The organism is Intestinimonas timonensis (assembly GCF_900626145.1).
Lineage (GTDB): Bacteria > Bacillota > Clostridia > Oscillospirales > Oscillospiraceae > Intestinimonas > Intestinimonas aquisgranensis.
On the sequence record NZ_LR130816.1, the window covers coordinates 168,858 to 189,675 of the forward strand.

The window sequence follows — 20,818 nt, forward strand, 5'->3', positions numbered from 1 at the left end:
TGCAGAAAGAGAGAACTGGAGGTTTGTTTCCCATGTCCACCTATGACTTTACCACCCTGCGCTCCCGACTCCACATGGGGGCTTCCAAATGGGTCCCTATGGAGAGGGCCGGTGTCACCGATCCCGACGTGATTCCCTTCTCTGTGGCCGACATGGACCTGCTGGTGGCCCCTGAGATCATCGCCGCCATCCGGGAGGCCGCTGACTTCGGCGTCTACGGCTACACCGGTATGGATGAGGCCTTCCGCGCCGCCCTCATCGGCTGGATGGAACGCCGCCACGGCTGGACCGTGGACCCCGGCTGGCTGGTGAGCAACTTTGGCGTGGTCCACGCCGCCGGGCAGGCCATTCACGCCTTTACCAAGCCCGGGGACGCCATTGTCACCCAGACCCCTGCCTATCCCCCCTTCAAGCGCATCACCGAAAACAGCGGACGGACCTTCCTGGCCAACCCCCTCCGCCGCACCGACCGCGGCTATGAGTTGGACCTCAATCACCTGGAGGACCTGTGCCGCCGCCCCGAGACCAAGCTCCTCTTCCTCTGCTCCCCCCACAACCCCACCGGCCGGGTGTGGACCCGGGAGGAGCTGACGGCCATCGCCCACATCTGCCGCCGCAACGGCGTGCTCATCTTCTCCGATGAGATCCACTGCGACTTCATCGCCCCGGGCCACACCCACACCGTTCTGGCCACCCTGGACGAGGAGACCGCCCACAACTGCATCATGGGCACCTCCGCCAGCAAGACCTTCAACCTGGCCGGTCTGGCCACCGCCACCACCATCATCCCCGACCAGGGGCTGCGCCGGCAGTTCCGGGCCAAGACCGACGGCTACACCGGCGGCTTCAACGGCTACTTCGGCCTGGCCGCCTCCCGGGCGGCCTACGAGCACGGAGAGCCCTGGCTGAGCGCCTTCCTGGAGCACCTGAAGGGCAATTTTGAGCTGTGCAAAGCCTTCCTGGCCGACCGCTTCCCCTCGGTATGGACGGCCCCCTGGGAGGGCACCTACCTGCTGTGGGCCGACTTCTCCTCCCTGGGATTGGACCCGGAGGCCCAGATGCGCTTCATGCGGGATGAGGCCGGACTGTGGCTGGACGAGGGCACCATGTTCGGGCCCGAGGGGATCGGCTTTGAGCGCTTCGTCCTGGCCTGCCCCCGCCACCACCTGGAGAAGGCCCTGGAGCGCCTGGACGACGCCGCCCGGCGGCAGGGGCTTCCCCGTTGAGCCGCCTGACGACGGACCCCCGGCTGGTTCTCTTCCTGGGGGTGCTGGGCGCCTCCTTCTCCTCCATCTTCGTACGCTGGTCGGCCGCTCCCTCACTGGTGACGGCCACCGGCCGCCTGGGCTGGACCGTCCTGCTCCTTCTCCCCTCGGTGCTGGGAAAGCACCGGGCTGAGCTTCTCTCTGCCACCCGCCGGGACCTCTTGATGTGTGCCCTCAGCGGCGCCTGCCTGGCCCTCCACTTCTCCACCTGGTTCGAGTCCCTCAAGTGGACCTCCATCGCCTCCTCCACCGTGCTGGTGTCCACTGAGGTCATCTTCTCCGCCCTGGGCTTTGCCCTCTTCCTCCATGGCCGCATCCCCCGGCTGGGAGTGGCCGCCATCGCTGTGGCCTTCGCCGGCAGCGTAGTGCTGGCCCTCTCCGACGCCGGAGGGTCCGGCGCCCTGGCGGGGGACCTGCTGGCGGTGCTGGCCGCCGTGGCTGTGGCCGCCTATACCCTCATCGGCCAGGTCCAGCGCGCCCGGCAGTCCACCACCATCTACACCTTCCTCACCTACCTCTCCTGCCTCATCGTCCTGCTGGTGCTGGACGCCGCCACCGGCACTCCGGTGCTGGGATGGGGCCTCCGGGAGGTGGGCGTGGGACTGCTGCTGGCCGTGTTCTGCACCCTGCTGGGGCACTCCCTCTTCTCCTGGAGCCTGAAGTGGCTCTCCCCCGCCTATGTCTCCGCCGCCAAGCTTTGCGAACCCATTTTCGCTTCCATTCTTGGCCTCCTTCTTTTCGGCGAAGGCATCGGATTCCTCCAAGCCGTTGGCGCCGTGGCCGTCCTGGCCGGCGTCCTCCTCTACACCAAGGCCGAGGGCCAGCATACATAGAAAAACATGCCCCATGTTCGGAAACCGCCGAACGTGGGGCATATTTTCTAAAAAGTTTTGGTCTTCCTTTTTATATTTTTTACTTTACCGTGCCAAATCACTCTTGCATTTTTCCGACAGCGGGTGTAAAATACCTCCAACCATTGCAAGTGAGGTATCTTTTCATGGACCATTGCCGCCTCACAACTGAATCCCGCTTCTTTACCTATTTTGGCTGGGCTCGATTTACGGGCACCGGCTTTTTTGGCATGGGTAAAAATAGCGGGATAAAGTGAATGGGCCGGCCCTTTTCATAGGGTCGTTGTATCGTTGAACCGTGCGCTCATTGATTTTATCGTCAATGGGCGCTTTTTCTTTTGCGCCCATTGCGGGAGAAGGAGAAGATCACTATGGTAATCATCATGAAACCCGGCACGAAAAATGAGGATATTGAAGCCCTGGCCGACACCTTCCGTGCCCAGGGCCTGGACGTGGGCATCACCCACGGCATCGGCTGCACCATCCTGGGCCTGGTGGGCGACACCACTGAGCTGGACATCGACAAGATCTCCATGGAGGACAATGTGGAGCGGGTCATGCGGGTCCAGGAGCCCTACAAGAAGGCCAACCGGAAGTTCCACCCCGAGGACACGGTGGTCACCGTGGGCAAGGCCCGGATCGGCGGCGGCAACTTCTCCGTCATCGCCGGGCCCTGCTCGGTGGAGAGCGAGGAGCAGATCTGCGCCGTGGCCCAGGACGTGAAGCTCTCCGGCGCGGCCATGCTCCGGGGCGGCGCCTTCAAGCCCCGCACCTCCCCCTACTCCTTCCAGGGCATGGGCACCCCCGGCCTGGACCTGCTGGTGGAGGCCCGTGCCCAGACCGGTCTGCCCATCGTCACCGAGATCATGGACCCCCGGATGGCCGAGCTCTTTGAGGAGCGCGTGGACGTAGTCCAGGTGGGCGCCCGGAACATGCAGAACTTCGAGCTTTTGAAGGAAGTGGGCAAGATGAGCAAGCCCATCCTCCTCAAGCGGGGCCTCTCCAACACCTACGAGGAGTGGATCATGTCGGCAGAGTACATCATGGCCGCCGGCAATGAGAACGTCATCCTCTGCGAGCGGGGCATCCGCACCTTTGAGACCTACACCCGCAACACCCTGGACGTGTCCGCCATCCCCGCCATCAAGCAGATGAGCCATCTGCCCGTCATCGTGGACCCCTCCCACGCCGCCGGCATGTACTGGATGGTGGAGCCCCTGGCTATGGCGGCCATCGCCGCCGGAGCCGACGGCCTCATCATCGAGGTCCACAACGATCCCCCCCACGCCAAGTGCGACGGCCAGCAGTCCCTCACCCCCAAGAAGTTCGACGAGCTCATGAAGAAGGTGAAGGTCCTGGCTCCCATGATGGGCAAGACCCTGATGCCCTGACACGGAAGGAAGTGAACCCATGAGGACCCTTACCGTATCCCTCCCCGGCCGCAGCTACGACATCCTCATCGGCTCCGGCCTTCTCTCCCAGGCGGCCGAGTACCTGCGCCCGGTGCTCCCCCGGGCCAAAAAGCTCTTTGTGGTCACCGACTCCAACGTAGCCCCCATCTATCTCTCCGCCCTCATCCCCGGGCTGGAGCGTGCCGGCTTTGAGACCGCCTGCCGGGAGATCCCCGCCGGGGAGGGCTCCAAGTCCGCCGCCATGCTCAGCGCCCTCTGGGAGGACATGATGGACTTTGGGCTCACCCGCACCGACGCCGTGGTGGCCCTGGGCGGCGGCGTGGTGGGTGACCTGGCCGGCTTCGCCGCCGCCACCATCCTCCGTGGGGTGGACTTTGTCCAGATCCCCACCACCCTCCTCGCCCAGGTGGACTCCTCTGTGGGCGGCAAGGTGGCCGTCGACCTGGCCCACGGCAAAAACCTGGCCGGGGCCTTCTGGCAGCCCAAGGTGGTCCTCATGGACCCCGACACCCTGGACACCCTGGACGACCGCACCTTCGCCGACGGCATGGCAGAGGTCATCAAGTACGGCTGCATCCTGGACAGGTCCTTCTTCGACTTCCTCGCCCTCCGGCCCGGCCGTGGGGATATCATGGAGGAAATCGAACACGTTCTGTATACCTGCTGTGATTTAAAACGGATGGTAGTGGAAGAGGACGAGCGGGACACCGGCCGCCGGATGCTCCTCAACTTCGGCCACACTGTGGGGCACGCTTTTGAGAAGATGGGAAACTACGAGACCTGGACCCACGGCCAGGCGGTGGCCGCCGGCATGTGCGTGGCCGTCCGGCTGGGGCTGGCCCTGGGCGTGGGCTGCACAGGGGACGATCTCCAGGCCCTCACCAAGCTGCTCCAGGCCTTCGACCTGCCCGTCCACATCCCCTGCTCTGACGCCGAGTGGCCCGTTATGGCGGAGACCATCGGCCTGGACAAGAAGGGCGCCGGGGACAGTGTCAGCCTGATCCTCCTGGAGGAGATGGGCAGGGCCAAAGCCGTGAAGATGAAAAAGGCGGAGGTGCTCTCCCAGCTCTCCGCCCTCTATGGGAGGACCTGACCATGAACGTCACCATCACACCCCGCCTGCTCCAGGGGACCATTACCCCTCCTCCCTCCAAAAGCCAGGCCCACCGGGTGCTCATCGCCTCCGCCCTCAGCGGAGGGGGGAGCATACTTAAAAACGTGGCCCTCTCCCAGGACATCGAGGCCACCATCCGCTGCCTGGAGGTTCTGGGGGCCTCCTTCCGGCGGGAGGTCGACGCCCTGGCGGTCACCGGACTGGCCGGAAGGCCGGCGTCCCGAGGGGAACTCCCCCTGCTGGACTGCGGCGAGTCGGGCTCCACCCTGCGCTTTCTCATCCCCATCGCCCTGGCCGTCCTGGGCGGCGGCCGCTTCACCGGCCACGGCCGGCTCATGGAGCGGCCCCAGGGGCCCTATTTCGAGCTCTTTCGGGAAAAGGGCATCTCCTTCGAGCAGAAGGACAGCGTGCTCACCATCAGCGGCAGACTGGAGGCGGGAACCTTCTCCCTCCCCGGCAACGTGTCCAGCCAGTTCATCACCGGCCTTCTCTATGCCCTTCCCCTGCTGCCCGGGGACAGCGAGATCCTCCTCACCACCTCCCTGGAGAGCCGGGGCTATGTGGACATGACTCTGGACGTGCTGGAGCAGTTCGGCGTCCGGGTGGAAAACCAGGACTACGCCCGCTTCCTGGTCCCCGGAGGCCAGTCCTTCCAGGCCCGGGACCTGACTGTGGAGGCCGACTGGTCCAACGCCGCCTTCTGGTATGAGGCGGTCAGTCTGGGATGCCAGCTCGACATACAAGGGCTCAATGCTTATTCCGTCCAGGGCGACATGCGTATCGTGCCCTGCTTTTTGAAATTACAGGGGCGGGACCCATTGGACCTGGATGTGAGCCAGTGCCCCGACCTGGTGCCCCCGCTGGCCGCCATGGCCGCCCTCCGGGGAGAGGGGCTCACCACCCGGCTGGTCAACGCCGCCCGGCTGCGGATCAAGGAGAGCGACCGGCTCTCCACGGTGACCGAGGTGCTCAACGCCCTGGGGGCGGAGGTGGAGGAGCACGACGACCATCTGGTCATCCACGGGAAGGACACCCTCCCCGGCGGCGTCACCGTCTCCGGCCACAACGACCACCGCATCGCCATGATGGCCGCCATCGCCGCCACCAACTGTGACGCCCCCGTCACCATCACTGGGGCGGAGTGCGTCAAAAAGTCCTACCCCAACTTCTGGGCGGACTACGAGGCCCTAGGCGGCGTCATCGCCCGGACAGAGGAGGCACAGCCATGAGATACACCATTTTCGGCGAGTCCCACGGTCCCGCCATCGGGGTGACCCTGGAGGGGGTCCCCGCCGGACTGGAGCTGGACATGGACTTCATCCGTTCCGAGCTCGCCCGCCGGGCGCCGGGGCAGAACGCCATGACCACCGCCCGGAAGGAGGCCGACGAGCCCGAGATCCTCTCCGGCGTCTTTGAGGGCAAAACCACCGGCACCCCCCTGTGCGCCGTCATCTTCAACACCGACACCCGCTCCAAGGACTACGCCAAGCTCAAAAACCTGCCCCGGCCCGGTCACGCCGACTACACCGGCTTCGTCCGCTACCACGGCTGCAACGACTACCGGGGCGGCGGCCACTTCTCCGGCCGCCTCACCGCCCCTCTGGTCTTCGCCGGGGCGGTGGCCAAGCTCATCCTGAAGGAGCAGGGCGTGGAAGTCACCTCCCGCATCTCCAACGTGGCCGACATCGCCGACCCCACCCCGGAGGAGATGGAGGCGGCCATCATGGCCGCCAAGGCCGACCTGGACTCGGTGGGTGGGCGCATCGCCTGCGCCGTCACCGGTCTCCCCGCCGGGCTGGGGTCCCCCGACTTCGGCTGCAACGTGGAGGGCATTTTCTCCCAGTATCTCTTTGCCGTCCCCGCTGTAAAGGCGGTGGGCTTCGGGCTGGGGACCGGCTTCGCCGGGCTCCGGGGCAGCCAGGCCAACGACCCCTTCTATATGGACGGAGATACCGTCAGGACCCGCACCAACCACGCTGGCGGTGTCAACGGCGGCATCACCAACGGCATGCCGGTGACCTTTGAGGTCACCATCCGGCCCACCCCCTCCATCGCCCGGGAACAGGACACGGTGGACCTCTCCAGCCACGCCGACGCCAAGCTGGCCATTACCGGCCGCCACGACCCCTGTATCGTGCCCCGGGCGGTGCCGGTCATCGAGTCCGCCGCCGCCCTGGCCGCCTGTGAGGTGCTGGGCATCTGAGTCTACACAAAGAGGTGTATTCCTATGAGTCAACTGGATGAGCTTCGGGGGCAGATCGACGATATCGACGCCCAGCTCACCGCCCTCTTCCTCCGGCGCATGGAGGTGACGGAGCAAGTGGGCCGCTGGAAGCAGGCCAACGGCATTCCGGTGCTGGACACCGCCCGGGAGCGGGAGGTGCTGGCCAAAAAAGCCGCCCTCACCGACGACACCGCCCGGAAGGACGACGTCATCGCCCTCTACGAGGCCATCATGGGCATCTCCCGCCGGCAGCAGCGCAAGCTCCTCACCGAGGCGGGCAACGGCGACTACCAGCGCATCTGTGCCGCCCTGCGCACCGCCCGCACGCCCCTGGAGCATCCCAGGGTCCTCTACCAGGGCGAACCGGGCGCCTACTCCGACGAGGCCGCCGGAGCCTTCTTCGGGGCGGCCGTTCACCAGTCCCATGTGGCCACCTGGGAGGAGGTCTTTCTGGCTCTGAAGGAGGGCCGGGCCGACTACGGCGTGCTGCCCATTGAGAACAGCTCCACCGGCTCCATCAGCCAGGTCTACGACCTGCTGGCCCAGTACGGGGCCTATATCGTGGGGGAGCAGACGGTGAAGGTGGACCACTGTCTGGCCGCCCCCGCCGGCACCACCCTGGACACCATCACCACCGTCTACTCCCACGAGCAGGGCCTTCTCCAGTGCGCCGACTTTCTCAAGGGCCGGGACTGGGCCCGGGTGCCTCGGCTCAACACCGCCGAGAGCGCCCAGTTTGTGTCCAAAAGCGGCCAGCCCGGCCAGGCGGCCATCTGCTCCCCCCACGCCGCCCGGCTCTACGGTCTTGACATCCTGGCCCAGCACATCAACGCCAACGACCACAACTACACCCGCTTCGTCATCGTCTCCCCGGTACCAGAGCATCGGCCGGGCAGCGACAAGGTGAGCGCCCTCTTCACCCTGCCCCACCGTACCGGCTCCCTCCACCAGCTCATGACCATCTTCGCCGTCAACGGCCTCAACCTCATGAAGCTGGAGTCCCGGCCCATCGTGGGCCGGAGCTGGGAGTACCTCTTCTTCGCCGACTTCGCCGCCGACCTCACCGCTCCCGGCATGGACGGGGTGCTCCTGGAGCTCACCCAGACCGCCGAGGGCTTCCGGGTGCTGGGGAACTACCCCGCCTGCAAGGAGGGCTGAGCCGTGGATGAGCGCAACATCGTCCTCATCGGCATGATGGCCTCGGGCAAGACCACGGTGGGAGGGCTTTTAGCCGCCGCGCTGGGCCGTCCCCTGGTGGACACCGACGCCCTCATTGAGGAAAAAGAGGGCCGGACCATCCCCGCCATCTTCGCCGCCGACGGGGAGGGCTACTTCCGGGACCGGGAGCGGGAGACGGCCCAGGACCTCGCCCGCCGGACCGGTCTGGTCATCGCCTGCGGCGGCGGCCTCCCCCTGCACGCCGACGCCATAGCCCCCCTCCATGAGACGGGGGTGGTCTTCTGGCTCTGCCGGGACCCGGGCATCACCTACGACTCCGGCGTCCTAGGGGACCGGCCCCTGGCCCAAGACGGCCGGGCCGCCTTCCTGGACCGCTTTGCCCAGCGGGAGCCGGTCTACCGCCGGTGGGCCCACCACATCATCACCGACCCCGTCTCCCCCGAGGCCGGTCTCAACGCCATTCTGGAGGTACTCAGAGCATGAAATTTCTGGTCATCAACGGGCCCAATCTCAACCTGCTGGGCCAGCGGGAGCCGGGCATCTACGGCTCGGAGAACTACGAGAGCCTGTGCGCCCATTTGAAAGAATTTGCCGCCGCCCACGGCTCCACGGTGGACTGTTTCCAATCCAACCACGAGGGGGCCATCGTGGATGCCATCCAGGCCGCCAATGGGGTCTACGACGCCATCGTCATGAATCCCGGGGCCTACACCCACTACTCCGTGGCCATTCTGGACGCCCTCAAGGCCGTCTCTGTGCCCTGCATCGAGGTCCACATCTCCAACATCCACCAGCGGGAGGAGTTCCGCCACAAGAGCGTCACCGCCCCCGCCTGCGTGGGCCAGATCTGCGGCCTGGGCCTCTATGGCTACGAGGCCGCCCTTGGTTACTTTCTCTCGGAGAGAGAAAGTAACCAAAGAGAGCTTTAGGCCACCCTTCGGGGATAACTTTTAGGGTAACTGGAAAGTCGTGCATCCCCACAGCTATGTTCTCATGTGGATAATCCAGCCTCAGTTCCATCAAATCAACCAGTATAGACGATGAAAACGTCTATCTTTTCCACGCCAGCCGCCCAAATTGTGTAAAACCAAAGGAGAGCCGCCATGCAGGTCGAGCTGAACAACACCACGAAAAAACTGTGCGTCATCGGAGACCCGGTGCTCCACTCCAAGTCCCCCCTGATCCAGAACACCATGATCCAGGCGCTGGGGCTGGATTATGTCTACCTCTGTCAGCCCGTCAGGGCCGGGGAGGCCGCCCGGTGGCTGGAGTGCGCCAGATTCGCCGGCTACGCCGGCTTCAACGCCACCATGCCCCACAAGGAAGACCTCCTCCCCCTCATGGACGAGCTGGACGAGGACGCCAGACTCTACGGCTCGGTAAATACGGTCTGTATAAAAGATGAAAAAGTATACGGATATAACACAGATGGGCGCGGCTTTTTCCAGGCCCTGCTGGACGCCGGGTTTGATCCCAGAGGCCGCCGGGTGGTCCTGCTGGGGGCGGGCGGCGCCGCCAAGGCGGTATCCCTGAAGCTGGCCCAGCAGGGGGCGGCCTCGGTGACAATCTGCAACCGGACCGTAGAGAAGGCCCAGGCCCTCTGCGGCAAAGCGCCCAAAATTCTCTCACCCGCCGGCTTTGACATGGACACCCTCCAAGCCCTGGCCGCCAGCGCCGACCTGCTGGTGAACTGCACCTCCCTGGGCATGACGGGAGCCAAGGGCCAGTTTGATGACCTCTCCTTCCTGGAGGCCCTGCCCGCCGGTGTGCCGGTGTGCGACCTCATCTACGCCCCTCTGGAGACAGCCCTCCTGGCCCGTGCCAGGGAATTGGGCCACTCCACCCTCAACGGCCTTAGCATGCTCCTTTACCAGGCCATCTTTGCCCTGGAGCACTTCACCGGCGTCTCCATTGACGCCCCTGCCATGGCCCGGCGTCTGGCCCCTCTGCTGGGGGCGTAAGCAAGCCCGTTCTGTTCCCCCTTCTCTGCGCATATACATCCCACAGTGGAAACCACGATGGGGAGTGTTGCGCGTGTGAAAGGGAACATCGAGGAGCGGGCCTGCCGGCTGGCCCTTTACATCATCGAGAACAAGGCGACGGTACGGGCTGCCGCCCAGCGCTTCGGCATCAGCAAATCCACCGTCCACAAGGATATCCAGGACCGTCTGAGCGCCTTCAACCGTCCCCTCTACCTCCAGGTGAAGGCGGTGCTGGACGAAAATAAGGCCCAGCGTCACATCCGGGGCGGCATCGCCACTCGGCGGAAATACAAGGGCGAGGATGCTGTCTCCTGAGGATGGCTAAAAGCAAAAAACGGCGCGGACCAAATGGTCCGCGCCGTTTCTTTATCAATCTCTGGCTCCGCCGAACTCGCTCATGGTGAGGTTCTTGTTCTTCTCCTGGACCCAGTTGATGGACCACTGGGAGGCGAAGAGGAGGAGCTGGTTGCCCTTGTAGTCCTCCACCAGCTTCACGTCGGTGCCCAGGATGAGATCGTCCTCCTTGAGGGGCTCACCGGTGTCGTTTTCGATCCACCGCAGGTACTCGTAGGGCAGGCCCTCCATGTAGAGGTCCACGTTGTACTCGTTTTTGAGGCGGTACTCCAGCACGTCGAACTGGAGGGTGCCCACCACGCCTACGATGACCTCCTCCATGCCGGTATAGGGGGTCTTAAAGATCTGGATGGCGCCCTCCTGGGCGATCTGCTCCATGCCCTTCAAAAACTGCTTGCGCTTCATGGTGTCCAGGGGGCGTACCCGGCGGAAGTGCTCGGGGGCAAAGGTGGGGATGGGGTCGAACTTGAACTTCTTCCCCGGGGCGCACAGGGTGTCGCCGATGGAGAAGATACCCGGGTCGAAGACGCCGATGATGTCGCCGGCGTAGGCTTCCTCGATGATCTCCCGCTCAGCGGCCATGAGCTGCTGGGGCCGCGAGAGTTTGATTTTTTTGCCGCCCTGGACGTGGTAGACCTCCTTGTCGGCGTCAAACCGGCCGGAGACCACCCGCAGGAAGGCGATGCGGTCCCGGTGGGCCTTGTTCATGTTGGCCTGGATCTTAAACACGAAGCCGGAGAAGTCGTCGTCCATGGAGTCGATGATCTTGTCTCCCGCCTTCCGGGGCAGGGGGGGCGTGGTCATGCGGAGGAAGTGCTCCAGAAAGGGCTCCACGCCGAAGTTGGTGAGGGCGGAGCCGAAGAACACGGGGGAGAGCTTGCCGTGGCGGACCCGGTCCAGGTCAAACTCAGCGGCGGCGCCGTCCAGCAGCTCGATCTCGTCGCTGAGCTGACGGTGGAGCGAGGCGCCGATCAGGCTGTCCAGGTTGGGGTCGCCAAGCTCCACCTCCGTGGCGGTGGCCGCCTTGGACCCGCCGTTGCTGGTGAAGTGGATGATCTTCTTGCTGCCCCGGTCGTAGACGCCCTTAAAATCCTTGCCGCAGCCGATGGGCCAGTTCACTGGGTAGGTCTCAATCCCCAGCTCCTTCTCCAGCTCCTCCAGGAGCTCAAAGGAGTCCCGGGCCTCCCGGTCCATCTTGTTGATGAATGTGAAGATGGGAATGTCCCGCATGGCGCAGACCTTGAAGAGCTTCCGGGTCTGGGCCTCCACGCCCTTGGCAGCGTCGATGACCATGACGGCGGAGTCGGCCGCCATCAGGGTGCGGTAGGTGTCCTCAGAGAAGTCCTGGTGGCCCGGGGTGTCCAGGATGTTGATGCAGTAGCCCTCGTACTGGAACTGCATGACCGAGGAGGTGACGGAAATGCCGCGCTGCTTCTCGATCTCCATCCAGTCGGAGGTGGCGGCACGGCTGTTCTTCTTGCCCTTGACCACGCCGGCCTGGGCGATGGCTCCGCCGTAGAGCAGGAATTTTTCGGTCAGCGTCGTCTTGCCGGCGTCAGGGTGTGAAATGATGGCAAAGGTGCGGCGCCGGGCGATCTCACTTTCGTATTTAGACAAAGGTATTCCCTCCAAAAGAGCATGATGGGGAGTCCGGCCCGTCCCTCCGGGTCCGGCGTTTTGTCTTTTTTACATGGGATAGACCCTCCCAGCGTCATAAATGGTACCGATGATGGCAAAAAATTATATCACAACGGGGAAAAAATTGCAAGTAGAGACCCCGGGACGTACAACAAAAGGCCCTTTCCGGCATAGAAATGAGGGGAGGCTTTCCGGCCTTCCCCTCGAATTTGTGCGCCGCAGGCGCGGGGAGGTTTTCTATGGAAGTCACCCAGCACATTCTCACCCAGAGCGACTGCTATAAGGCGGGCCGGACCATCGTCCCCAAGGGCATCATGGTCCACTCCACCGGCGTGGCCCAGCCCGACCCGGCCGTCTTTCTGAGGCTCTGGGGACAGCCCGGGGCGGACGCCTGTGTCCATGCCCTGGTCCATCAGTGGGGCGTGATCCAGACCCTGCCCTGGAACCACAGGGCCTGGCACGCCGGAAGCCCCAGAAACGGCGGACTGTCCGCCAACAACACCCACATCGCCTTCGAGATCCTGGAACCCAAGGGCCACACCTATCAGGGCGGTACCATGATCGGCTATGACGCGAAGGCAAACGCCGCATACTTCGCCACAGTCTACCAAAACGCGGTGGAGCTGGCCGCAAAGCTGTGCCGGCAGTTTTCCTTTGATCCTACCACCGACATCGTGGACCACCAGGAGGGCTGCAAGCTGGACATCGCCAGCAACCACGCCGACGTGATGCACTGGTTCCCCAAGCACGGCAAGAGTATGGACACCTTCCGGGCCGATGTGGCGGCCCTGCTGAAGGGAGAGGAGGAGGATACCATGGAACAGAACACCTTTAACGCCATGCTGGCCGAGGCCCTGGCCCGCCGGGCCGCCGCCCTGGAGTCCCAGCCCGTCAGCGACTGGGCCAAGGAGGCCTGGGAAGCCGCGGTGGACGCCGGCATCTTTGACGGCACCAAGCCCCAGGCCTTCCTGACACGGGAGCAGGCCGCCGCCGTCCTGGCCCGGATGGGCAAACTGAAATAAACCCCGCGTGAAAAAAAGGCCGCCCGGCAAGTTGAACCGCCCCAAATTGTGCGGACAGCACAAAAAGGCCTCAATGTAGGGAAATATGAAGTTTTAAGCGGAGTGGCGCAGCGTGAGCGGCGCCACTCCAGTTTTTAGCTGGATGCGCTCGTGGTTGTAAAAATTGATATAGCGGTCAATCATCTCATTGGCCTCACAGAATGAGGCCGGTTTATGGCGGTAGATACACTCTGTCTTGAGGATGGAAAAGAAATTTTCCGCCATAGCGTTGTCGTAACAGTTTCCGCGTCTTGACATGGAAGGCGTAATGCCATAAGATTTTGTCAGGTCGAAGTATGCTTGCGAGGTGTACTGGAACCCCTGGTCGCTGTGGAGCTGCAACTCCGCAGCGGCCCTCTTTTTCTCCTTGCGCATGGCCAGGCGAATGGTGTCCAGCACCAGGTTGACTGTCTGCTTTGTGCCGGTCTTGTAGGCAACAATGCTGTTGTCGTAAAGGTCCCGGATCATGGACAGGTACAATACGCCCTGCTTGGTGTGGATGTAGGAGATGTCCGTCACCCATTTGCTGTTGGGCCTGTTCGCATAAAACTCCCTATTCAGCAGATTCTTGTACTTGTGGACTTGCTGCCCCATCTGCTGCCATTTTCTGCGTCTCCGGATCTCCGCAAGCAAACCATATTGCTCCATGATACGCAGGATGGTCTTGGGATTACGGTGGATGCCTCGCTTCTTCAGCACCAGCCACATTCTGCGGTAGCCATACGTACGAAAGCTGCGCTCTCGCTGTTCCGCGATGATTTCTGCAAGGGCCGCGTCTTTCTCCGGCCTGCCCAAACGATGGACGAAATCATAGTATCCGCTGCGGGATACCTGAAAGAAGCGACACATAACGGTTACCGGATATTCGTTTCTGTGCCGGTAGATTACTGCGTATTTTGCCCTTGGCCTCACTTCCTTCCTGTGGAGCGCAGAAAATCCCGCAACAGCTCGTTTTCCATCTTTAGCCGTTTGTTCTCATACTTGTACTCCGCCAGTGTTTTTGCGGGTTTACGCCCCCGCGCTTTTGGAAGGACAGGCTCCTTTAGCCAGCACTGAATAGCCCACCGGCTGATCCCATACTCCCGACATAAAGCACGCTGGCTTTCTCCTCCACGGATTCGTGACACCACTTCTTCTCGTATCCCTACCGGATACTTTTTCATCCCTTTTTTTCCGGACATAGCAAGACCCCCTAATGTAGCTTTATTTTCCTACATTAGGGGGCCTTTTGTCTATTGTCCGGTTTTACTGGAGCTGTTCACAAGTGCCGGGTGGCCTTTTTTCATCTATCGTAGATTCGGGACACCGCAAATCCGCCGGTGACCTTGGCCGGTCCCGACCCCTGGTAGAGGAGCCGGGCATAGGCCGTAGACGGCGAGAACTCCAAATAGGTCCCAGAACCGCTCTGAACGATGCCGGCCTGGGCCGGCGCCACGAACTCATATTCGGTGAGTGCCGCCGCCCCCTGGAAGGGCAGCACACCCACGGTGCCGTCCTCCTCCGGACGGCACTGGACCACATAGGAGAGGCTGTAGAGCCCTGGCTCTGTCAGCAACACCACGCTGCCGTCCCCACTCAGGGAAATACCCTCCCCCACCAGGTAGTACGGATAGAATCGCAGGGTCTGGCCCGACTCGTAGGTCCCCGGCTGGACCAGGAACTGCACTGCGGCGGGCAGCCCGCCGCCAGACCCTGATGGTCCGGTGGCCCCCGTAGCTCCGGTCGCGCCGGCAGCCCCGGCCGGACCGGTTGCCCCTGTTGCGCCGGTGGGACCGGCGGGGCCCGTGGCACCGACAGCTCCATCAGGGCCGGTAGGTCCTGTCGGTCCCGCGGGACCAGTGGCTCCAGTGGGGCCGGTGGCTCCTGTGGGACCCGTGGGACCTGCGGGTCCTTCGGCTCCTGTGGGTCCAGTTGGCCCCGTGGCGCCCTGCCCCGGTCCGGCCGGACCGGTAGCACCTGTCGCCCCTGTTGGACCGGTTGGGCCGGTGGGTCCTGTGGGGCCCATAGCCCAGCACCAGGGGCAGCAATAGGTATCATTCTGCATGCAAAAGACCTCCCGGGCCATTCTATGCCCGGGAGGTGCGCCTGTCGACTTTGGCGACAGGCGCTCTCAAAAATGCAAGCATTTTTTCGAAGGGATGCAGCCTGCTGCGTCGCACTTTGTCGGGGCAAAGTCCGCACCGCTCATCCCAGCCTGACGGCTGGGCATCGCTCCGCTCCCTTGCCCCTCCTCTCCCAAACAAACCCGCTTCGCTGGGCTTTGTTTGGGTCCCCATCTCGCACGCTTGCAGGCCGAGAAGTGTTTTTTCCGAGGCACATGTCCCCGGAAAAAACAAACTTCATTTGATTCCGTCGTCTGCGGACGACGGAACTCTGCGAGGCTTTCTATGTCAGTTAGCCTATATTCCTCCACTGACGTGGAGGCCTCCCGGGCCATTCTATGCCCGGGAGGCCTTTTGCGTTTTCCTGTTATTTGCTCAGGATGAAGAGGTTGCCGTCGCTGACAAAATTGGAGACGCTGTACAGAACCAGTACCTGGTCGATCCCGTTCTCCGCCACATACTGGCTCACCGGTGTCTTGTTGTACCGAGGATCAAAGAGATGGATCTCGGAAAAGTCCGCCGTGAGGAAGGGGGCCAGGCTGTCGGAGTAGGAATCACGGATGACCAGCAGCTTGGGGCCAACCGTATTCTGGCCCTTCACCACCGCCAGAGGCTTGTTGCCCCCCAGGAAGAAGGAATACTTGTCCTTGACCTCCAGCTTGCTCCAGTCGTAGAGAACGCCCTCCTCCGGCTGGGTGCCGTTCCAGGCGGTGACGGTGATTCCTTCCTCGGGCACATAGATGTCGATGGAGTCTGGGGCCATCCACCGGACGCCGGAGCTGGAGTAGGTGGTGCCCTTGAAGTCGGTGGAGACGGTGGTCTTCTCATAGTCGCTCAGGGGAGTGACCTCCAGCCCCATGGCCTCCATGATGGCGGCATAGCCGTAGTAGGCCCCCAGGCTGGTCCAGTGGTGGTCCAGCCGGTAGTAGATGTCCTCGTCTTTGTGCTCCTCCAAAACGGAGGCAATGTCCACCCTCTGTGCCTGAGTGGTATCCTGGGCCTGGGCCAGAATGTCACCCTCGCTGGCGTTGGGGGCGCCTTCTGGGAGCCGGTCCGTCCACACCGACACCTTGCCGGGGATGAGGGAGAAGTACACCGGTACATCCACATTTTCCACCAGTTTGTTCACATAATCCAGATTATTTGTCACCTTGGTGGCGTCGGGCCGGTCAAACCGGGGGATGAGGGTATCCTGGTCGCAGAGGTAGACCCCGTTGTTCTCCCCTTTGCCCGCCAGGCGCTCGGCCATGGCCTTGGCGGCGATCCACTCATCCCGGAAGACGAACTGGTCGGTGAGATAGGTCTCGAAATCAGACATAAACTTGCCGGTGAAGAAGTCGCCGCTCTCGTCCAGGGGGAGTTTTAAGGCAAAGTCACCGGCATCCAACTCAGGTTTTTGGGCCAGGTAGCGGTTTTCGTCCTCGGAGAAATCCCGGTCGGGGCTGATGAGGTTGGCCGCGAAGAAGACGGCCAGGAAGCCGCAGAACAACGCGGTGAGGAAGATAGCGTAGCGTTTTGACATATCCGGGCCTCCTTTAGAAACGGAAATAGAGGAAGGGGTTGTAGGTGGCATCCACCAGGTAGGCGGTGCAGAGGAGAAGCCCCGCCAGGAGGACCACCGGCAGGAGGACCTGCTCCGCCCGCTTGGGGAGCCGCCGCCACAGGGAGGCCATCAGGGGGGTAGAGGCCACGCAGGCGGCCAGGAGGGAGGGACCGTAGGAGCCCAGGTAGTAGCCGAAGGCACCATCGGTCAGGCCGCCGCCGGCCAGGCCGAACATGGCGGCCAGATAGCCGCCCAGCTGGCCAAAGTCCTCCACGGCGAAGATGGCCCAGCTCACCAGCACCAGGAAGAGGGTGTAGATATGCTGAATCACCCTGGGCCAGCGGTCGATCCACTTCTTGAGCCACAGCTTCTCCAGCATGAGGAGAACCCCGAAATAGAGGCCCCAGAGGAGGAAGTTCCAGCTTGCGCCGTGCCAGATGCCGGTGAGGCCCCACACCACCAACAGGTTGAAGCACAGCCGGCTCCGAGAGACCCGGTTGCCGCCCATGGGGATATAGACGTACTCCCGGAACCAGGAGCCCAGGGAGATGTGCCACCGCCGCCAGAACTCGGTGATGGAGCGGGAGATATAGGGGTAGTCGAAGTTTTTCAGGAACTCGAAGCCCAGCATCCTGCCCAGGCCGATGGCCATGTCGGAGTAGCCGGAGAAGTCGAAGTAGAGCTGGAGGGAGAAGGCCACCACACCCAGCCAGGCCCCCAGAACGGTGAGCTCCTCCGTTGGAAGGGCCTTATAGGCATCCCAGAGCATACCCAGGTTGTTGGCCAGGAGCACCTTTTTGGCCAGACCCACTACGAAAATTTCCACGCCGCTGGCAAAGCGCTCGGCGGTGTGGTCCCGGTGGTCCAGCTGCTCTCCCAGGTCCTTATACTTGATGATAGGCCCGGCGATGAGCTGGGGGAAGAGGGTGACGAAGGTGCCGAAGCTGACGATATTCCGCTGGACCTGAGCGTCGCCCCGGTAGACGTCGATGGTGTAGCTCATGGTCTGGAAGGTGTAGAAGGAGATGCCGATGGGGAGGCTCACCCCCAAGATGGGCATAAAATCAAGGCCCAGGGCGGCCAGGCTGCCGGCCAGGAAGTCCCAGTACTTGAAGAAAAACAGCAGAGCCAGGTTAAAGATCACCGACGAGGCCACCGCCATCCGGGCCCCCCGGTCGTTCCCCTTCTTCTTGCATTTCTCCACCAACATACCATGGGTGTAGTCGATGGCGATAGAGGCAAACATGATGACGATATAGACCGGCTCACCCCAGCCGTAAAAGATCAGGTTGAAGATCAGCAGCACACCGTTGCGCCACTTCAGGGGCGAGAGGTAGTAGATCAGAAGCACAATGGGCAGGTAGGTGAAGAGAAAGAGCAGGCTGGAGAAAACCAAGCGCAAACACCTCAGTTCGATTCAATGTCTCAGGGATAGTATGCCGTGAAAAGAGCAAAACCGGTACAGCTTTTCCTTTGACGCAGGAGCAGGAGGAAAAGTTCCCCTATCATGTCAGAAAAAGTCCCCGCGCTGATACGCGGGGACTTTCTGCTTTTTTATCCCGCCACATGGGCACGGATACGCCCGATGATCATGTCCAGGGCCACCAGGTTGTGGCCGCCCTCCAGCACCACGATGTCGGCAAACCGCTTAGAAGGCTCCACAAACTGCTCGTGCATAGGCTTGACGGTGGTGAGATACTGCTTGACCACTGAATCCAGGCTCCGGCCCCGCTTCTTCACATCCCGCATGATCCGCCGCAGGATGCGCACATCGGCGTCGGTATCCACGAAGATCTTGATGTCCATGAGCTCCCGGAGGGCCTGATTCTCAAAAATGAGGATGCCCTCCACGATGATGACCTTGGTGGGGCGCACCTCCACCGTCTCCCCGGAGCGGTCGTGGATGGTGTAGTCGTAGACGGGGCAGCGCACCGTCTCCCCCCGGCGGAGGGCCTGGATGTCCCGGATCATCAGGTCGGTCTCAAAGGCGTCCGGGTGGTCGTAGTTGAGCTTGGTCCGCTCTTCATAGGGCATCTCGCTGTGGGATTTGTAGTAGTTGTCATGGTAGAGGACGCTCACGTCCTCCCCGAACTCCGCCTTGAGCTTCTCCGTGAGCGTGGTCTTGCCGGAGCCGGTGCCACCGGCGATGCCGATGATCATGGTATCCATGTGGCTGCTCCACCGTCCTTCCTTTTCTTTCCTCCTTGGGAGGATCGTTCTCTCAGTGATCATTATAATGCCTCCGGGACAAAGCCGCAACCCTTGAAAAGCAAGGCCCGGAGCTTTCTCCCGCTCCGTCTGCCCCGCCTCTTGCGTTCCTGCTGCCGGGAGGCTATAATCTAGGTGCTCAGCCGCAGCCGCGGCTGTCTTTGACAGGAAGGGTGTATTCCATGGAGCTCAACGCCGCCGCCCGCGCCGCCTTCGATGCCATGAGCGAGGGCATCACCATCATCGATACCGACGGCATCATTGTCTTCGGCAACCGTGCCTACCGGGACTTTCTCAACAAGGAGGCCGGCGGCGACATCGGCCCTATCGAGGGCTACCGCCTCCGGGATCTGCGCCCCGGCGCCCGACTCCCCGAGGTGCTGGAGACCGGCAAACCCCACCTCCACATCACCCGCCAGGAGATCCAGGACTTTTACTTCGTCAACATGTACCCCATTTACGAAAACGGGGCCCTGATCGGCGGCATCTCGGTGGTCACCTTCCTGGAGGACGCCTATCGCACCCGCCAGGAGCTGGACGCCATGGAGGCCAAGAGCCAGCGGGTCCTCCGCCGCCTGAACAAGGCCAACGGCGCCCGCTACACCTTCGACGACATCGTGGCGGTCTCCCCCTCGGTGGCGGCGGTGAAGGCCCTGGCCGAGAAGATCGCCGTCACCGACGCCACCGTGCTGCTGGAGTCGGAGAGCGGCACCGGTAAGGAACTCTACGCCCAGGCCATCCACAACGCCAGTCCCCGCCGGGACGGGGTCTTTGTGGCCATCAACTGCTCCAACTTCAACGCCGATCTGCTGGAATCCGAGCTCTTCGGCTACGCCGAGGGCGCCTTCACCGGCGCCAAGCGGGGCGGCAAGCTGGGCCTCTTCGAGGCCGCCGCCGGCGGCACCCTCTTCCTGGATGAGATCTCCGAGATGGACATCGGCCTCCAGGCCAAGCTCCTACGGGTCCGCCAGGAGCACCGGGTCCGCCCCGTGGGCGGGCTCAAGGAGATCGACGTGGACGTGCGGGTCATCGCCGCCTGCAACGCCGACCTGCCCCAGTACGTCCGGGACGGCAAGTTCCGCAAGGACCTCTACTACCGCCTGAGCACCTTTCCCCTCCACATCCCGCCCCTCCGGGAGCGGCCCGCCGACATCTCCCCCCTGGCCAACTCCATCCTCAACGAGCTCTCCCACAAGCTCCGCCGGCCCTTCACCCTCACCGTGGACGCCGCTGAGCGCCTGCGCGCCCACGACTGGCCCGGCAACGTCCGGGAGCTCCGCAACGTGCTGGAGTTCTCCGCCTACCTCACCCCCTCCGGCATCATCACCGCCGATGCCCTCCCCGGCGACCTGGGCCGGCCCAAGCAGGAACCCCCCGCCGACACCACCCTGGCCCAGCGGGTCCGGGCCTCTGAAAAGCGGGAGATCCGCAAGACCCTGGAGAAGTACGGCTCCTCCCTGGAGGGCAAGAAAAAGGCCGCCGCTGAGCTGGGCATCTCCCTGTCCAGCCTCTACAACAAGCTGGGCTCTTCCTCTTCCTGAGGCGAGTCCCAGAATTTTAGAATTTGGTTCCAGAATCCTGGAACCGCCTTTCAGACAGGGCGTCCCGCATTTTGGTAGCACCAATTTCACCCCGGCGATTTCCAGATTTTAAGAAATACCCTCTCTTTTTTCCTTTCCGCCTCTTTCCGCAAAGGCCCGGAACCCTTTCGCCCCAAGGGTTTCCGGGCTTTTTTCGCGTCTGTTACCGGTTTTGGCACAGGGCTTGCTTTTAAAACAAGTGCAATCGAAAAGAGAGGATTGCATCTCTGAAACGGGCTGCGGCCCGAAAAGAAAGAGTCTAATGGTGTGATGTCAATAGGGAAATGAAAAGAAATTTTCAATCA

Annotated in this window: 20 protein-coding genes; 13 read left to right on the plus strand and 7 right to left on the minus strand. The window is 62.8% G+C overall.

Annotated elements, in window-relative coordinates; genetic code table 11:
- The first annotated feature begins 32 nt into the window (after window positions 1–32).
- From E0E29_RS00820 to E0E29_RS00870, 11 genes are all read left to right on the plus strand, one after another.
- On the plus strand, window positions 33–1,226 hold the full coding sequence (locus E0E29_RS00820) for a MalY/PatB family protein (protein ID WP_130848209.1): 1,194 nt from the start codon (window positions 33–35) through the stop codon (window positions 1,224–1,226).
- On the plus strand, window positions 1,223–2,098 hold the full coding sequence (locus tag E0E29_RS00825) for a DMT family transporter (protein ID WP_130848210.1): 876 nt from the start codon (window positions 1,223–1,225) through the stop codon (window positions 2,096–2,098). The genes E0E29_RS00820 and E0E29_RS00825 overlap by 4 nt, the downstream gene beginning before the upstream one ends.
- A gap of 389 nt (window positions 2,099–2,487) precedes the next feature.
- Complete coding sequence (aroF, locus tag E0E29_RS00830) at window positions 2,488–3,507, plus strand: 3-deoxy-7-phosphoheptulonate synthase (protein ID WP_130848211.1); 1,020 nt, start codon at window positions 2,488–2,490, stop codon at window positions 3,505–3,507.
- Window positions 3,508–3,526: 19 nt separating this feature from the next.
- On the plus strand, window positions 3,527–4,621 hold the full coding sequence (gene aroB, locus E0E29_RS00835; RefSeq protein ID WP_130848212.1) for a 3-dehydroquinate synthase: 1,095 nt from the start codon (window positions 3,527–3,529) through the stop codon (window positions 4,619–4,621).
- 2 nt (window positions 4,622–4,623) lie between these two features.
- Window positions 4,624–5,871, plus strand: coding sequence for a 3-phosphoshikimate 1-carboxyvinyltransferase (aroA, locus tag E0E29_RS00840; protein WP_130848213.1), 1,248 nt, complete (start codon window positions 4,624–4,626; stop codon window positions 5,869–5,871).
- Window positions 5,868–6,845, plus strand: coding sequence for a chorismate synthase (locus tag E0E29_RS00845; RefSeq protein WP_130848214.1), 978 nt, complete (start codon window positions 5,868–5,870; stop codon window positions 6,843–6,845). The genes aroA and E0E29_RS00845 overlap by 4 nt, the downstream gene beginning before the upstream one ends.
- Before the next feature lie 24 nt (window positions 6,846–6,869).
- Window positions 6,870–8,024: a bifunctional chorismate mutase/prephenate dehydratase gene (locus tag E0E29_RS00850; RefSeq protein ID WP_130848215.1), complete on the plus strand. Its 1,155-nt coding sequence runs from the start codon at window positions 6,870–6,872 to the stop codon at window positions 8,022–8,024.
- A 3-nt stretch (window positions 8,025–8,027) separates the two neighbouring features.
- A complete protein-coding gene (locus tag E0E29_RS00855) occupies window positions 8,028–8,528 on the plus strand; it encodes a shikimate kinase (protein WP_130848216.1) in 501 nt (166 codons plus the stop codon).
- Window positions 8,525–8,974, plus strand: coding sequence for a type II 3-dehydroquinate dehydratase (gene aroQ, locus E0E29_RS00860; RefSeq protein ID WP_130848217.1), 450 nt, complete (start codon window positions 8,525–8,527; stop codon window positions 8,972–8,974). Before E0E29_RS00855 ends, aroQ begins: the two co-directional genes overlap by 4 nt.
- 174 nt (window positions 8,975–9,148) lie before the next feature.
- Window positions 9,149–10,006 (plus strand): shikimate dehydrogenase, encoded by an 858-nt coding sequence (gene aroE, locus E0E29_RS00865; protein WP_130848218.1) that lies wholly within the window; start codon window positions 9,149–9,151, stop codon window positions 10,004–10,006.
- 75 nt (window positions 10,007–10,081) lie between these two features.
- Entirely contained in the window at window positions 10,082–10,342 is a 261-nt protein-coding gene (locus E0E29_RS00870) for a sporulation transcriptional regulator SpoIIID (protein WP_130848219.1), read from the plus strand.
- Window positions 10,343–10,396: 54 nt separating this feature from the next.
- Here the strand turns inward: E0E29_RS00870 and E0E29_RS00875 are convergent, their stop codons facing one another.
- Window positions 10,397–11,998: a peptide chain release factor 3 gene (locus E0E29_RS00875; protein ID WP_130848220.1), complete on the minus strand. Its 1,602-nt coding sequence runs from the start codon at window positions 11,996–11,998 to the stop codon at window positions 10,397–10,399.
- 260 nt (window positions 11,999–12,258) lie between these two features.
- On the opposite strand from E0E29_RS00875, the gene E0E29_RS00880 reads away from it, so the two are divergent.
- Window positions 12,259–13,041 carry a peptidoglycan recognition protein family protein gene (locus E0E29_RS00880; RefSeq protein WP_130848221.1) on the plus strand — a complete coding sequence of 261 codons (783 nt, stop codon included), beginning with the start codon at window positions 12,259–12,261 and terminating at the stop codon, window positions 13,039–13,041.
- Window positions 13,042–13,134: 93 nt separating this feature from the next.
- On the opposite strand, the gene E0E29_RS00885 is transcribed toward E0E29_RS00880, so the two are convergent.
- From E0E29_RS00885 to udk, 6 genes are all read right to left on the minus strand, one after another.
- Window positions 13,135–13,992, minus strand: a complete 858-nt coding sequence (locus E0E29_RS00885) for an IS3 family transposase (protein WP_130848222.1) — start codon at window positions 13,990–13,992, stop codon at window positions 13,135–13,137.
- Window positions 13,989–14,261, minus strand: a complete 273-nt coding sequence (locus E0E29_RS00890; RefSeq protein ID WP_080907005.1) for a hypothetical protein — start codon at window positions 14,259–14,261, stop codon at window positions 13,989–13,991. Before E0E29_RS00890 ends, E0E29_RS00885 begins: the two co-directional genes overlap by 4 nt.
- Window positions 14,262–14,362: 101 nt before the next feature.
- Window positions 14,363–14,746 carry a hypothetical protein gene (locus tag E0E29_RS18530; RefSeq protein ID WP_242622326.1) on the minus strand — a complete coding sequence of 128 codons (384 nt, stop codon included), beginning with the start codon at window positions 14,744–14,746 and terminating at the stop codon, window positions 14,363–14,365.
- An 803-nt stretch (window positions 14,747–15,549) separates the two neighbouring features.
- Entirely contained in the window at window positions 15,550–16,704 is a 1,155-nt protein-coding gene (locus E0E29_RS00900) for a DHHW family protein (protein WP_130848224.1), read from the minus strand.
- Window positions 16,705–16,717: 13 nt separating this feature from the next.
- Window positions 16,718–18,121 (minus strand): MBOAT family O-acyltransferase, encoded by a 1,404-nt coding sequence (locus E0E29_RS00905; protein ID WP_130848225.1) that lies wholly within the window; start codon window positions 18,119–18,121, stop codon window positions 16,718–16,720.
- 158 nt (window positions 18,122–18,279) lie between these two features.
- Window positions 18,280–18,894 carry a uridine kinase gene (udk, locus tag E0E29_RS00910; RefSeq protein WP_130849034.1) on the minus strand — a complete coding sequence of 205 codons (615 nt, stop codon included), beginning with the start codon at window positions 18,892–18,894 and terminating at the stop codon, window positions 18,280–18,282.
- Between the two features lie 221 nt (window positions 18,895–19,115).
- On the opposite strand from udk, the gene E0E29_RS00915 reads away from it, so the two are divergent.
- Window positions 19,116–20,474 (plus strand): sigma-54 interaction domain-containing protein, encoded by a 1,359-nt coding sequence (locus E0E29_RS00915; protein WP_130848226.1) that lies wholly within the window; start codon window positions 19,116–19,118, stop codon window positions 20,472–20,474.
- Window positions 20,475–20,818 lie beyond the last annotated feature (344 nt).